This window comes from Brevibacterium sp. FAM 24630 (genome assembly GCF_049804075.1).
GTDB lineage: Bacteria > Actinomycetota > Actinomycetes > Actinomycetales > Brevibacteriaceae > Brevibacterium.
This window is the reverse complement of sequence record NZ_JBNBZD010000023.1, coordinates 32345-45776: the sequence shown is the minus strand read 5'-3', so window position 1 is coordinate 45776 and position 13432 is coordinate 32345. Positions and strand designations below refer to the sequence as shown.

General features: G+C 64.3%; 14 protein-coding genes. 9 read left to right on the top strand and 5 right to left on the bottom strand.

The genetic code is table 11. The features are described 5' to 3' along the window. The first annotated feature begins 48 nt into the window (after positions 1-48). The 4 genes from ACPUD7_RS14955 (at position 49) to ACPUD7_RS14940 (ending at position 3285) form a co-directional block, all read left to right on the top strand. Positions 49-1017, top strand: coding sequence for a methionine ABC transporter ATP-binding protein (locus ACPUD7_RS14955; RefSeq protein ID WP_425120342.1), 969 nt, complete (start codon positions 49-51; stop codon positions 1015-1017). Beyond that, positions 1017-1691 carry a methionine ABC transporter permease gene (locus tag ACPUD7_RS14950; protein ID WP_135540370.1) on the top strand — a complete coding sequence of 225 codons (675 nt, stop codon included), beginning with the start codon at positions 1017-1019 and terminating at the stop codon, positions 1689-1691. Before ACPUD7_RS14955 ends, ACPUD7_RS14950 begins: the two co-directional genes overlap by 1 nt. An 88-nt stretch (positions 1692-1779) precedes the next feature. Then, positions 1780-2616 (top strand): MetQ/NlpA family ABC transporter substrate-binding protein, encoded by an 837-nt coding sequence (locus ACPUD7_RS14945; protein WP_135540372.1) that lies wholly within the window; start codon positions 1780-1782, stop codon positions 2614-2616. A gap of 102 nt (positions 2617-2718) precedes the next feature. Next, complete coding sequence (locus tag ACPUD7_RS14940; RefSeq protein ID WP_135540374.1) at positions 2719-3285, top strand: antibiotic biosynthesis monooxygenase; 567 nt, start codon at positions 2719-2721, stop codon at positions 3283-3285. A 108-nt stretch (positions 3286-3393) separates the two neighbouring features. On the opposite strand, the gene ACPUD7_RS14935 is transcribed toward ACPUD7_RS14940, so the two are convergent. Beyond that, positions 3394-5181 carry a formate--tetrahydrofolate ligase gene (locus tag ACPUD7_RS14935; protein ID WP_425120341.1) on the bottom strand — a complete coding sequence of 596 codons (1788 nt, stop codon included), beginning with the start codon at positions 5179-5181 and terminating at the stop codon, positions 3394-3396. A 129-nt stretch (positions 5182-5310) separates the two neighbouring features. Beyond that, complete coding sequence (locus tag ACPUD7_RS14930) at positions 5311-5673, bottom strand: MerR family transcriptional regulator (protein WP_425120340.1); 363 nt, start codon at positions 5671-5673, stop codon at positions 5311-5313. Between the two features lie 54 nt (positions 5674-5727). Here ACPUD7_RS14930 and ACPUD7_RS14925 point away from each other — a divergent pair, with 54 nt between their 5' ends. Both ACPUD7_RS14925 and ACPUD7_RS14920 read left to right on the top strand, forming a co-directional pair. Further along, positions 5728-6717, top strand: coding sequence for an alpha/beta fold hydrolase (locus ACPUD7_RS14925; protein ID WP_425120339.1), 990 nt, complete (start codon positions 5728-5730; stop codon positions 6715-6717). A 98-nt stretch (positions 6718-6815) separates the two neighbouring features. Continuing rightward, entirely contained in the window at positions 6816-7367 is a 552-nt protein-coding gene (locus tag ACPUD7_RS14920; RefSeq protein ID WP_425120338.1) for an AAA family ATPase, read from the top strand. On the opposite strand, the gene ACPUD7_RS14915 is transcribed toward ACPUD7_RS14920, so the two are convergent. Further along, positions 7364-8599, bottom strand: coding sequence for an FAD-dependent oxidoreductase (locus tag ACPUD7_RS14915; protein ID WP_425120337.1), 1236 nt, complete (start codon positions 8597-8599; stop codon positions 7364-7366). The two genes, ACPUD7_RS14920 and ACPUD7_RS14915, sit on opposite strands and share 4 nt — an antisense overlap. A gap of 51 nt (positions 8600-8650) precedes the next feature. Continuing rightward, on the bottom strand, positions 8651-9253 hold the full coding sequence (locus ACPUD7_RS14910; RefSeq protein ID WP_425120336.1) for a CueP family metal-binding protein: 603 nt from the start codon (positions 9251-9253) through the stop codon (positions 8651-8653). Between the two features lie 177 nt (positions 9254-9430). Here ACPUD7_RS14910 and ACPUD7_RS14905 point away from each other — a divergent pair, with 177 nt between their 5' ends. Further along, on the top strand, positions 9431-10075 hold the full coding sequence (locus ACPUD7_RS14905) for a YdhK family protein (RefSeq protein ID WP_425120335.1): 645 nt from the start codon (positions 9431-9433) through the stop codon (positions 10073-10075). 20 nt (positions 10076-10095) lie between these two features. On the opposite strand, the gene galE is transcribed toward ACPUD7_RS14905, so the two are convergent. Then, positions 10096-11094, bottom strand: a complete 999-nt coding sequence (galE, locus tag ACPUD7_RS14900; RefSeq protein WP_425120334.1) for a UDP-glucose 4-epimerase GalE — start codon at positions 11092-11094, stop codon at positions 10096-10098. A 429-nt stretch (positions 11095-11523) separates the two neighbouring features. Between galE and ACPUD7_RS14895 the strand changes: the two genes are divergently transcribed. Both ACPUD7_RS14895 and ACPUD7_RS14890 read left to right on the top strand, forming a co-directional pair. Next, positions 11524-12426 carry a hypothetical protein gene (locus tag ACPUD7_RS14895; protein WP_425120333.1) on the top strand — a complete coding sequence of 301 codons (903 nt, stop codon included), beginning with the start codon at positions 11524-11526 and terminating at the stop codon, positions 12424-12426. An 85-nt stretch (positions 12427-12511) separates the two neighbouring features. Further along, positions 12512-13036, top strand: coding sequence for a Dps family protein (locus tag ACPUD7_RS14890; protein ID WP_425120332.1), 525 nt, complete (start codon positions 12512-12514; stop codon positions 13034-13036). The last annotated feature ends 396 nt before the right edge of the window (positions 13037-13432 follow it).

Below are 13432 nucleotides of genomic sequence, written 5' to 3'. Positions count from 1 at the left end.
CTGTCCACCACCGTGCGCGGCGACCGTCAACCACACGAGGAGGCGCCTGTGATCGAACTGCGCGCACTGCGGAAGGTGTTCGGAGACACCGTCGCCCTGGAGGAGATCGACCTCTCGGTCCCCGCCGGAGAGATCCACGGCATCGTCGGGCGCTCCGGCGCCGGCAAGTCCACCCTCATCCGCTGCCTGACCGGACTCGAATCCCCCACCTCCGGCACCGTGTCCATCGACGGCACCGACATCACCGACCGGACGGGACCGGGCCTGCGCGAGGCGCGCCGCAGCATCGGCATGGTCTTCCAGCACGTCAACCTCCTCGACTCGCGCACAGCGCTCAAGAACGTCGCTCACCCGCTGCAGATCGCCGGTGCGCCCAAAGCCGAACGGCTGGCCAAGGCCCGTGAGCTGCTCGAGATCGTCGGCCTCGGCGACCACGCCGACAACTACCCCGCCCAACTCTCCGGAGGACAGAAGCAGCGCGTGGGCATCGCCCGGGCGCTGGCAGCCGAACCGAAGGTGCTGCTGTGCGATGAGCCCACCTCGGCGCTGGATTCGTCGACCACGGAGCAGATCCTCACCCTCATCCGCTCCCTGCGCGACCGGCTGGGCATCACCGTCCTCATCATCACCCACGAGATGTCCGTCATCCGCGAGATCTGCGACTCCGTGACGCTGCTGGCCGACGGCAAAGTGGCGAAGACCGGGAAACTCGCCGAGGTGATCGCTGAGCCCGGTTCGGCCCTGGCGAAGGATCTCGTCCCCCTTCCGCCGGTCGGCATCGACGATGGGGCCAGCCGCCTCGTCGAGGTGTCCCTGGCCGGCACCGACCTGCCCACCGTGCTCACCGCCGCGCAGAAGGCCGGAGTCAGCGCCGAGGCAATCCTCGCCGGAGCCGTCGAGACGATCGAAGGCCGCCAGATCGGGCGGCTGCGCTTCACGGTGGCTTCGGCCGACCAGTCGACGGGCCTGATCAGCGCGCTGAAGGCCGATGGAATCTACGCGGAGGAGGCTGCCTGATGAATGACCCCATGTGGTTCGACAACCCCGCGATCACGGATCAGATGTGGCCGGCGACCATCGAGACCCTGCTCATGACCGCCTGGTCGACCGGACTCGCCGTCCTCTTCGGGCTGCCCCTGGGCATCTGGCTGTTCACCGCCTCGAAGGGCGGACTGAACTCGAACCAGTTCGTCTACCGGGTGCTGTCCTTCATCGTCGACGTCACCCGCTCGATCCCCTTCATCATCCTCATCATCGCGCTCATCCCCTTCGCCCGCTTCGTCGTCGGTTCGGCACTGGGGTGGCAGGCGACCGTCGTGTCACTGACCATCGGTGCGATCCCCTTCTATGCCCGGCTGGTCGAGAACTCGCTGCGTGAGGTCTCGGAAGGAAAGGTCGAGGCGGCACTGATGATGGGCGCCTCGAACCGGCAGGTGGTCCGTCAGGTCTACGTCCCCGAGGCGAAACCCGGTCTCATCGGAGCCGCCACGGTCACCTCGGTGACTCTGGTGTCCTACACCGCCATGGCCGGTGCCGTAGGCGGCGGCGGACTCGGTGCGCTCGCGATCTCCTACGGCTACAACCGCTACCAGGGAGACACGATGATCGCCTGCATCATCGTCCTCGTCCTCATCGTCACGCTCATTCAAGTCATCGGCGATCGTCTGGCCCGCGCGGTCGACCACCGCTGAGCCGCCTCGGCGCGGGATGTCTCCCACAGCAGTCCGCGGCCTCCCCTGAACCACTGACTTCAACCCACACCACACATCAAGGAGAATCATGAAGACCAAGCTCATCGCGATCGCAGCGAGTGCGACCCTGCTGCTCTCGGGCTGCGGCCTCGTCGGCGGCGGCACCGATTCCGTCGGCGAGAAGGACGGCGACCTCACGAAGCTCACGGTCGGTGCCACACCGGTCCCGCAGGGCGATATCCTCAAGTTCGTCGACGAGAACCTCGCCGAGGATGCCGGCCTCGACATCGAGGTCACCGAGTACACGGACTACACGTTGCCGAACAAGGCCCTGTCCGACGGCGACATCGACGCGAACTACTTCCAGCACAAGCCCTACCTCGATTCCGAGGTCGAGGGCCAGGGCTACGAACTCACCGGCTTCGAACCCATCAACCTCGAACCTTTCGCCCTGTTCTCGAAGGACATCAAGGACGTCAAGGACATTCCGAAGAACGCGAAGATCGGCATCAACAACGACCCGTCCAACCAGGGCCGGGCGCTGAAGATGCTCGAGGACGCGAAGCTCATCACCATCAAGGACGGAGTCGACGCGATCGACGCGAAGCTCTCCGACGTCGAGGACAACCCGAAGAACGTGAAGTTCGTCGAGGCCGATGCCGCTCAGCTGGCCCGCACCCTCGAAGACGTCGATGCCTCGGTCATCAACGGCAACAACGCCCTCGAGGCGGGACTGAGCCCGGCCAAGGACGGAATCCTGCTCGAGGAGGCCGAGGACAACCCCTACGGCAACTTCCTTGCGGTGCGCACCGAGAACAAGGACGACGAGAACATCAAGAAGCTCGACGAGCTCCTCCACTCCCCCGAGGTGAAGAAGTTCATCGAGAAGAACTGGTCCGACGGCTCCGTCCTCCCCAGCTTCTGACCCCAATTGCTACGTGACGGCGGCCCAGCAACCTCGCGCGAGGTTGCTGGGCCGCCGTCAGGTAGTAAGGGGAGGGGGTGAGGGGTCCTTATACTCGTCACTATGCCTCAGCACTCCCCCGTCACCGTGTCGATTACTCGCACCGTCGATCCCGACAACCACCGCCGGTTCAACGCCTGGGTGCAGGCGGGCCAGGAGCTGGCTCGGGAACGCGAAGGCTATCTGGGATCCGGATGGGTGCGCACCTCCCCGGACTCGCACGAATGGCATCTGCTCTACCGGTTCGCCGATGAGAAGTCACTGCGCGCCTGGGACGAGTCCGAGGACCGCCGCTGGTGGATCGAAAGCGCGGCAGAACTCGTCGAGATCACCCGAGTCGAGCATCGCACCGGCATCGAAGGATGGTTCGAACCACAGGGCGAGGAGACGATCACGATCCCCGAGACGGTCGTGCCGCCGCGCTGGAAGCAGGCCGTGAGCATCTTCCTGCCGTTCTTCCCGCTCAGCCTGCTCTCAACATTCCTCCTACTGCCCCACCTGCAGAGCTGGCCGACGGTTCTGGCCGTGCTGCTCAACATCTGCATCCTCACACCGCTGATGACCTACATCTTCCTGCCGATGAGCACGCGGCTGCTGCGACCTTGGCTGCAGCGCCCGCGCCGCAGGTAGCCGCCTCGACAACGTTCGCCGAAGCGGCCCCACACCACACGGCCGCGGTCCCTACCGTCCGCCGCACTCAGCCAAGTCCGGCGCAGACGTCATGCCTCGGAACAGCCCTCAGAAGAGGCCGGTGATGTTCCCGTCCTCGTTGACGTCGATCGTCAGCGCTGAAGGCTTTCGCGGCAGTCCGGGCATCGTCATGATGTCTCCGGCGATGACGACGACGAACCCGGCGCCGGCCGACAGCCGCACGTCCTTGACCTCGATGATGTGACCGGTCGGGGCCCCGCGCAGGCTGCCGTTCGTGCTCAGCGAGTACTGGGTCTTCGCGATGCAGATCGGTGCCTCGCCGTACCCTTCGTCGGTGAACTGCTTGAGCTTGCGTTTGACCTTGGGCGGCAGGTCGACATCGGCGGCCTGGTAGATCCGCTGCGCGATGGTCCGGATCTTCTCTTCGAGAGGCTGGTCGAGGTCGTAGCTGAAACGTGCCCGGGAGGCAGGATCGACCGCGGGCGCTTCGGCATCCCCGGAGTCCGTTCCCGCGACGAAGACCGAACCGTCATCGACTGCGGGCCCGGCATCACCGGCACCCGACCCGGCCGCAGCCTCGACGACGGCTTCGGCGAGCGCCAGCGCACCCTTGCCGCCATCGGCCCAATGCGTCGATTCGACCGCGGCCACCCCGAGCTCGCGCAGGTGCGCGATCGCTGCGGTCATCTCCTCGTCGGTGTCCGTGGGGAACCGGTTGAAGCACACGACCGGGGTCAGTCCGTAGATCTCGCGCAGGTTCCTGCAGTGCAGTTCGAGGTTGCTCATCCCGCCGAGGACCGCGTCGACGTCGGTGTCGTTGACGTCCTTGACGTCGACGCCTCCGTGGTACTTCAGTGCCCGCAGCGTCGCGACGACAACCACGGCCGAGGGCCAGATGCCTGCCGTGCGGCACTTGATGTCGAGGAACTTCTCGGCCCCGAGGTCGGCACCGAATCCGGCCTCCGTGACGACCCAGTCGCCGAGCGTCAGGCCCGCCTTCGTCGCGAGCAGGCTGTTGCAGCCGTGAGCGATGTTCGCAAACGGTCCGCCGTGGATGAACGCCGGTGAGTGCTCGAGAGACTGGACCAGATTCGGTGCCAGGGCGTTGCGCAGCAGCGCGGTCATCGCCCCGGCCGCGCCGATGTCGGCCACGGTGATGGGTTCGCGGGCGCGACTGTGGGCGAGCACGATGCGCCCGAGGCGCTCCTTGAGGTCCGTCAACGAGGTGGACAGGCAGAATACGGCCATAACCTCGCTGGCGACGACGATGTCGAAGGCGTCCTCGCGGGGAACGCTTCCGTTGATGCCGCCGAGGCCGACGACGACTCCGCGCAGCGCCCGGTCGTTGAGGTCGACAACGCGACGGATGTGGATGCGCCGCGGGTCGACGTCGAGGTCGTTGCCGAAGTGGATGTGATTGTCGAGCATGGTCGCGGCGAGGTTGTTCGCTGCGGCGATGGCCGCGAAGTCGCCGGTGAAGTGGAGGTTGATGTCCTCCATCGGCACGACCTGGGCATACCCGCCTCCGGCCGCTCCGCCCTTCATTCCGAAGACCGGGCCCATGCTCGGTTCGCGCAGCGCGAGCACGGCCTTGCCGACCTCCGGTCGGCTGCGGGCGAGTTCGTTGAGTCCGTCGGCCAAGCCGATGCTCGTCGTGGTCTTTCCTTCACCGGCCGGGGTCGGGCTCATGGCAGTGACGAGGATGAGCCTGCCGTCCGAGGCGTCCGCTGCTGCGGCGTCGAGGACGTCGATCGGCACCTTCGCCTTCGTCCAGCCATAGGGAATGATGTCCTTCATGTCGAGGCCGAGCCCAGCGGCGACGTCGACGATGGGATCGAGCTCGGCGCTGAGCGCAATATCCATATCTGTGGTCATAAGGCCATCATGCCGCTTTTCCGAGATTTTGTGACCATCACCGACCCGAGAATTCGCGCAATGTGCACTGAGTTCCGCCCACCGCAACAATCCCTCGCCGAGGCGGCCGTCCGTTACACCCCTCCCTGCTCATCCCGCATACTCCGAGCATTCCGGACACCGTGTCATGAGATCGTGCCGGCAACCGCGGACGTGGAGGAGGAACTTCTCCGCTGAGTCCAGTGAGGCCCGCTGCGCACGAATCGCCGACAGCCGAGCTGCGATCACCTCCGCACGTCCCGCTTCACCGCGGTGCAGAATCGCCCGGATCTCGGCGAGGCTCATGCCCACGCTCTGACACGACAGCACGATCCGGCACCGGCTCAGGTCTTCGGCCGAATAGTCACGGTGCCCGCTCGTGGTCCGGTCAGGCACGACGACACGTTCGTCTTCCCAGTGTCTGAGCACATGCGCGGCCATTCCCAAATGCGCGGCCGCATCCCCGATCTTCATGACTCCATGATGACACCTTGACTTCAGGTTGACCTGAAGTTCTACTGTCTCGTCATGAGCACCCCGGAAATCCGCACCATCACCGACCGCATCACCTTGAGCGACGGCAGCGAGGTCGCCACCACAACCGTCGAACCGGCAATCGACGGGGGCCAAGACGGTCAACGCAAGGGCCGCTTCGGCGAGGTCATCATCTGCCACGGAACCCCATGGTCAGCCGGGATGTGGCTGCCTCTCGCCCGCAAGCTCGCCCGGCATGGTCGCGTCCGCCTGTGGGACATGCCCGGCTACGGCGAGTCGATTCCCGATCTTTCGGATACGTCGGCACAGCCGACGGACAATCCCATCGCCGAGGCGGCCCACGCCGTTGATCTCGTCACCCAACGACGCCGCCTGGCCGAGCTCATCGACCACTGGGAAGTATCGATTCCCCACGTCATCGCCCATGACATCGGCGGCGCTGTGGCGCTCGGTGCGCACCTGCTTGAGGAATGCGATTTCGCGTCGCTGTATCTGCTCGACGTCGTCACTCTCGACCCGTGGGGTTCTCCATTCTTCCGCCTCGTTGCTGAGAACGAAGGGGTCTTCGCTGCCCTCCCTCCCCGCCTCCACCGTGCATTGGTCCGCGAGTACATCGCGGGGGCGGCGGCCACGACTGCCGATGAGTCTCCGTCGAGTGAAGACCGATTGAGTCTCAGCGAGGAATGGATCGGTGCACTCGCCGCACCATGGTGCACCGACGCAGGTCAGGCAGCTTTCTACCGGCAGGTCGCCGCGCTGCGTCCCGAGCACACGGCGCCCATCGTCGACCGCCTCGGCGAGGTGCGCTGTCCGGTCCGCATCGGGTGGGGTGAGGACGACCCGTGGATTCCAGTCGAACAGGCGAATCAGCTGGCCCGCCTATTGCCGGACTCCTCCGGCACGCATTTCCCTGGTGTCGGACACCTAGTGCCTGTCGAAGCGCCCTCAGCCACGGCGGCAGAGCTCAGCGCCTGGCTTGACGCCCAACCTGCCGCCGGCTGCTCCCGCACTGCGATAAACTGACCGGTGAGGCGCTGACCTCTGCGTCGTCGACGACAGGTTCGTCGCAGAATCGGCGTCTGCCCCCAAGCAATCCGACCACCCTCACGGAGCTGGCCACAGTGTTCACACACATCTTTCTCAACGGAACTGTCGGCGTCGGAAAATCGACGACAGCGGACGAGATCGCCGTCATTCTGGCTGAGGCCGGAGTGCCGCACGCTGTGATCGATCTCGATGGCCTGCGCCGCAGTTGGCCCTGCAACGATCGCGACCCCTTCAACCACGAGATCGAAATGCAGAATCTGTCAGCTGTCGCGTCCAACTATCGGGCAGCCGGAGCCGAAGTGCTCGTGCTCGCAGGCGTGCTCGAGGACAGAGATGAGATCCCCAGGTACCGAGCAGCCTGCGGTGGTGGCCCCATGGCCGTCTGCCGGATCACCGCTGATGAAGCCGCTGGAGAAGCACGACTGCGTGGACGCCACCACGCTTCGGATGACGAATTGAAATGGCACCTGGCGCGGTTCAAAGAGCTTTCGTCGATCATCGACGAGGCCGGCGCCTTCGACGCGGTCTTCGACTCTACCCAGAGGAAGGTGCGAGACGTCGCAGTCGATGTCATCAGGTACTCGAATCCAGACCTGCTGGAGCGCCTTGACGCACCGGAGGACTAGTCGAGGTCTGTGCGCTGCGACTCCCGGCGCGTGAGTTGCGTCTCCGATGAGCGCCGTCCGTCCACGTGAGAAGGATCGGCACGGGGCGGCGAGGTCGAAGAACCCGCCCGGAACCGTTCGGGAACATCTCCGGCACCCGTGGCAAGGTCGGCGGCAAATTCGCCGAGCAGCGGCGCGAATTTCGCCCCGTGCCCTGAACAGGCCGAGACGACGACGAGTCCGTCGACCTCGTCGATGACGAAGTCCTCGTTCGGTGTGTTCGTGAACAGGCACGTGGTCTCCGCGTACGGTTCCGGAATGAGTCCCGGCAGATTCCGCTTCGCATAGTCGATCATCCGGGTCCGCATCTCCTCGGTGATCTGTCCGTCCTGGTCAAGCGCCGAACCGATCACCTTCCCACCGTTGAACTGTGCGAACTTCTGCCCCGCGAAACCGGCATCCCGCCCGCCGGGCAGCCCGTAGGTGAACATCTCACCGGATTTGTGGATGAACGTCGGCCAGGGTGTGCTCGGCCGTCCGTCCGCACCGGCATCGCGGTAGGGCATATGGAAGGCCTGCTCCTGCCGCACTTCGAATCTCGGCAATGCATCAAGGAACGTTTGCGGAAGACCAAGATCGGCGAGGAGGTCGGGCAGCCAGCCGCCAGCGGCGACGATGACGCGGTCGCCCTCGACGGATTCCCCCATCGCCGAGGTGGCACGGAAGTCGCCCGCGGATCCTCGGGCCACCTCGGTGACCGTCCAATCCGTGAGGATCCGCGCCCGCCCGGTGTTCACCGCACGGTCGAGCATGGTTGTCACCGTGGTCTCGGCGTCGATGACCCCGGCGTCAGGGTGCCACAGAACCTCGGTGTCGAAGACGAACTGCGGCCACCGTTCGGTGGCACGTGCCGGTTCGAGGACCTCGTGTTCGACTCCGACCTCCTCGAAGATCGCGGCAAGCAGTTCCGTGTGACGGGCGTCGCCGAAGTCAACGGCGCCGGTGCGAGTGATCAGCTCGGTCTCCGATTTCGCCTCGAGGTCGTCCCACAGTTCGCGGGCGCGCACAACGAGTTCGGTGTACAGGCGATCCGGGTAGGCGTACCGGAAGATGCGGGCCGAACCGTGGGAGCTGCCACGGTCGTTGGCCGGAGTGTGGCGTTCGAGCACGGTGACGTCTTCGCCGCGCGCGGTCAGGGAATACGCGGCTGCGGCACCGGCCAAACCTGCTCCGATGACGATGTGGTGGGACATGACAGTTCTCCAGTTGAGTGGGTGAAAGCGGCCGGTCTCCTGTTCTTCCGCTTACTGCAGTTGGAGGTCGGTCACGCAGGTGGGTCCGTCGCTCTTCGTCGAGAATGCGGTCGCACCGGTCTTGCCTTCGGCGGTGACCTCGATGGTGCCGCTGATGTCGGACGGCACCCAGAAGCCGACGAATCCGTTGTCGAAGGTCGTCGTCGACTCGTCTACCAGCGCTTCTCCAGTCTCAGAATCGGTGATCACCACGTCCACGTCCTCTCCGCTCATCTCGCCGAGGCAGGTGGTGAGGCTGTGGTAGAAGCAGTCGTGCGTCTCATCGACGAACGGGGCGATGGACACGTAGCTCTTCCCCTGCGGCAGGGCCATCGTCGCTTCCTGCTCACCGTCGGTGAGAACGAGTTCGTCGGGCTGCACCGAGGCCATGAGATCGGTGGGCCTCTCGTCGACAGGCAGGCGATCGAGGTGATCGACGATCCCCCTGATGTCGTCTGCGGCCAGATTGAGATCCGCAAGCAGCTCTTCGGCGGAACCCGGCCGCGCTGTCGCAGACTGGCCGGAAGCCGTCGACGCACCTCCCTCGGCCTGAGGAGCGGAACAGCCGGTCAGGACCAGAGAGAGCGCGGCCGCCCCCAATACGAATCGCTTCATCTTCTTCTATCTCCCCATGTCACTACGGGTGCAGAGCACCTATGCCATCGTGGCAAGCATACCCTTCCGGGGTATACGGTGGTAACGACGGGTCGATCGGATGGGACGGCCTGAAAGGCCCTCATCCTCGGCCGTGCGAACCAGACGCGACAGTCTCACAGAATCAGGAGACCACCTTTGAAGAAGCTCACACCGACCGTCCGCTTCACAGCAGTCGCCGCAGCGATCGGGCTGGCGCTGGCAGGCTGCTCGACCGGCAGCGACGACGCCCGGGAATCCGGCGGCGGAGACTCTCACAGCAGTCACGAGTCCGCCTCGAACGAAACCAATGGCTCCGATCACGAAGACATGAACAGCAGCGGATCCGAACACGAATCGGGCAGTCACGAAGGACACGCTTCCGATGGCGGTGGGCCACCGACGGGAATCACGAAGGCTGCCGACCCGAAATTCGACCTCGGCGACACAGTCACTCTTTCCGCAGATCACATGTCGGGCATGAAGGGAGCTGAGGCAACCGTCTCCGGCGCCTTCGACACGACGACCTACTCGATCAGCTACACACCGACCGACGGCGGAGATCCGGTCAAGGATCACAAGTGGGTCGTCCACGAAGAGCTTGAGGACCCGGGCAAGACGCCGCTGAAGAAGGGCGCGAAGATCACCGTCAATGCCGACCATATGCCCGGCATGAAGGGCGCCGAGGCGACGATCGACTCAGCGACGAACGAGACCGTCTACATGGTCGATATCACGACCGATGAGATGGAGATGACGAACCACAAATGGGTCGTCGAAAGCGAGATGAAACCCGCGCAGTGACCGCCGAGGTCTACTCCTGATCAGCTCTGCTTCTGCTCGGGCAGCATCCCGGCGGCTTCGACCGCGCTGCGGACGATCTCCTCAAGACCGAATTCGGCCTTCCAGCTCAGCAGCGCCGAGATCCGGGAGACGTCGGCGACCAGGGCCGGCGGGTCACCGGCACGACGCTCGCCCATCTCGGGGACGATGTCACGGTCGGTCACCTCGGCGACGGTGTCGATGACCTCCTTCACCGAGGCCCCTGTTCCGGTGCCGACGTTGAACACGGTCTCCGTGGTGCCGCCGGCCTTCATGTAGTCCAGTGCCGCGATGTGTGCTTCGGCGAGGTCCTTGACGTGGACGTAGTCGCGGATGCAGGTGCCGTCGGGGGTGTCATAGTCATCGCCGAAGATGATCGGAGCCTTGCCGTCGGCCAGACGGCCGAGCACGATCGGGATGAGGTTCATGACCGCGGTGTCGGCGAGCTCAGCCCAACCGGCCCCGGCGACGTTGAAGTAGCGGAGTTTGACGGCATTGAACGTCTGCCCGCGCATCTGCGAAGCGGTGATCTGATTGTCGATCATCCATTCGCCGATGAGCTTCGTCTGCCCGTAGGGGTTGATCGGCCTGCAGTCGAGGTCTTCACCGACCATGTCGACGTCGGGCATGCCGTAGGTCGCGGCCGAGGAGGAGAAGACGAGCGACTCGATGCCGGTGGCTTCGACGGCGGCGAGGATATTCGTCAGTGCGCCGATGTTCTGCCGGTAGTACATGACCGGCTCTTCAACGGATTCCCCGACCTGCTTCTTCGCGGCGAAGTGGATGACGGAATCCACCTGGTGTTCTCTGATCGCCGCGACGAGGCGCTCCTCGGCATCGGGGGCAGCGAGGTCGAGGTCGACGACGGGCAGACCGTCGACCCGGGCTGCGAGTCCGGTGGAGAAGTCGTCGACGACGAGGACGTCGTCACCGCGTTCGGTGAGCAAACGCACCACATGCGAACCGATATATCCTGCTCCGCCGGTGACCAGAACTGCCATGGGCCGATCTCTCCTTCTCACTGTCTTCAGGGCCGGTTCCAGCCGTGTCGGGTGACTGCGGCGATGGGCCCCTCTCGATCGCCGAGGCTGCACCGCAGACACGGGTCGAGACGTCCGTACCAGAATACGCGGTTCTCAGGCGGTGGCCGGACTCGGCACTGGGAGCTCGGTGGAGAAACGCTTGAAATTCGCCGTCATACTGGCCAACACTGCGGAGCACTGCAATGGTAGGAGCTGTGTGACCCGAAACCTCGACCCTCAGACTAGGTTGGCGCTATGAATCTTCTCCTCATCTCTGATCCTGGGCCGCCGACCCGACGGGCTAATTCGATCAAGGACGACCTTGAGGGGATTCTTCGGCAGGAGTTCGACGGGGAGGCCATTCTTGATCTGTGCACTGAGACGCTTCGGGTCCAATCGAATCACCAATTGGAGTTGTCGACCCTCGATGCGATCGTCGACTCCTATCCGCAGGCCGATGTCGTCATCATGCTCACCGACATCCCCCGACACACCCAGGGCAAGCCGCTCATCGCCGAGGTGCTGCCCGACCGAAAGATCGCCGTCATCTCGTGCCCCACACTGGGGGCTCTGACGACGAAACGTCGCCTGCTCAAGATCCTCACCAGCTGCGTCAACCAGCTCGTGCCCGATGGGCACCCGATCGCAAAGAAGCACCGACTGCCCCGCTGGGGACGGTGGTCGAGCAAGGCCGACTCGGGTCGACGCACCCTGCACGCGCACACATTCACCGGCGGGCCGCGCCTCGTCCTGGGCATGACCATGGCCAATGAGCCTCTGCGGATGGCGCGAAAGCTCTCCCGGGCCATGGCCGCGGCGGCCGCGACGGGAGCGTTCGGCATCTTCTACAGCTCGATCTGGCAGATGTCGCACTCTCTGTCCACGTCTCGGCTTCTCTCAATCGGCCTCATCGCCCTCGTCGTCATGGTCGGCTGGCTCGTCATCGTCAATCGACTGTGGGACCGTCCGGTCAACGAACGGTTGGCGCAAGTCGTGTTCTACTACAATCTGTCGACGATCCTCACCCTCATCATCTGCGTCGCCAGTCTGTATGCCACTCTGGTCATCGGCATTCTCGTCGGTGGTCTCATCGTCATCGACCCGGACTTCATGGCCCAGACGATCGGACTGTCCGAGGCAAAGTTCACCAACTACCTCGACATCGCGTGGCTCAGCGCAGCGATGGGTGTCGTGGCCGGCGCTCTCGGATCGAGCTTCGACAGCGATGTCGATGTCCGCAACCTCACTCACGCCCAGCGACTCCGCGCTCGCGTCTACACAGCGGAAAGCGACGAGGATGAGTCCAGATGAAGGGGGTTACGTCCCTTCCGCACCGAGGCTATGGTGGTGACAGACTCCGGATTCACGCAAAACCGGAGAGATTGGAGCAAGAATCATGACACAGTCAGTGACAGTTCCCGATCCACATGGCTCAGAGAAGACCCCTCGCGAGAACGCCGAACACGGCTTTGTCGCCCCCGATGCCCTGACCAAGAATCTCCAGTCAGTGCTCGTCGACTTCATTGCCCTCAGCCTCATCGCCAAGCAGGCGCATTGGAACATCGTGGGCACAAACTTCCGCGACCTCCACCTCAACCTCGACGAGGTCACGGATATCGCCCGTTCGGGCAGTGATGAGATCGCCGAACGGATGAGAGCCCTCCACGGTTCTCCCGACGGACGACCGGCTGTGGTCGCCGAACAGTCCGGGTTGCCGGAGTTCCCGAACGGGGAGATCAGCACGCATGATGCCATCGACCATGTCGTCGCATCGCTCGAGGCCACCGTGGCCACGATGCGCAACTGCCACGACGAGGTCGACTCCGCGGATCCGACGACCGCGGACATCTTCCACGGCTACATCGCCCAGCTCGAGCAGCAGGCCTGGTTCATCAGCGCCGAGACCCGAGTCCCCCGCTGATGCTGCGCTGACCCAGTCAGCAGTCCTGCCCACCGGGCCGCTTCGATCCTCATCGTGATCGAGGCGGCCCGGTTTGTTGTGGCCAGAAACCCCGACGCGGACGGGCTCAGATCCGTGACCCCATTGCGGACGAGCGCTGGGTTCCTCGACGAGGTGCTCGATGATGACTGCTCGCCCCGGCGGCGATGCAGCAGTCAGCTGGCTTTCAGGGAACGAGCTGGCCGGAAGCCGATTTGGGGAGTAAATCGTCACGGATTCGGTCACAACCGTTCATGTTTCGTCATATGAGATTACCGCTTGTTATCAATTTCTTCATATTAGTTCTTTCTGCTCACCGCCGGATTCCGCCTCGTCGGGTTCTGACAATGATGATCATGCGCGGAGAATTCGACTCGG

What these genes read in the sequence shown, in the direction of transcription:
- ACPUD7_RS14915 (WP_425120337.1), bottom strand. Translation starts at nt 8,599, where the DNA reads ATGTCCCACCACATCGTCATCGGAGCAGGTTTGGCCGGTGCCGCAGCC.
- ACPUD7_RS14940 (WP_135540374.1), top strand. Translation starts at nt 2,719, where the DNA reads ATGCCTCAGCACTCCCCCGTCACCGTGTCGATTACTCGCACCGTCGAT.
- ACPUD7_RS14910 (WP_425120336.1), bottom strand. Translation starts at nt 9,253, where the DNA reads ATGAAGCGATTCGTATTGGGGGCGGCCGCGCTCTCTCTGGTCCTGACC.
- ACPUD7_RS14950 (WP_135540370.1), top strand. Translation starts at nt 1,017, where the DNA reads ATGAATGACCCCATGTGGTTCGACAACCCCGCGATCACGGATCAGATG.
- ACPUD7_RS14935 (WP_425120341.1), bottom strand. Translation starts at nt 5,181, where the DNA reads ATGACCACAGATATGGATATTGCGCTCAGCGCCGAGCTCGATCCCATC.
- ACPUD7_RS14890 (WP_425120332.1), top strand. Translation starts at nt 12,512, where the DNA reads ATGACACAGTCAGTGACAGTTCCCGATCCACATGGCTCAGAGAAGACC.
- ACPUD7_RS14930 (WP_425120340.1), bottom strand. Translation starts at nt 5,673, where the DNA reads ATGAAGATCGGGGATGCGGCCGCGCATTTGGGAATGGCCGCGCATGTG.
- ACPUD7_RS14945 (WP_135540372.1), top strand. Translation starts at nt 1,780, where the DNA reads ATGAAGACCAAGCTCATCGCGATCGCAGCGAGTGCGACCCTGCTGCTC.
- ACPUD7_RS14925 (WP_425120339.1), top strand. Translation starts at nt 5,728, where the DNA reads ATGAGCACCCCGGAAATCCGCACCATCACCGACCGCATCACCTTGAGC.
- galE (WP_425120334.1), bottom strand. Translation starts at nt 11,094, where the DNA reads ATGGCAGTTCTGGTCACCGGCGGAGCAGGATATATCGGTTCGCATGTG.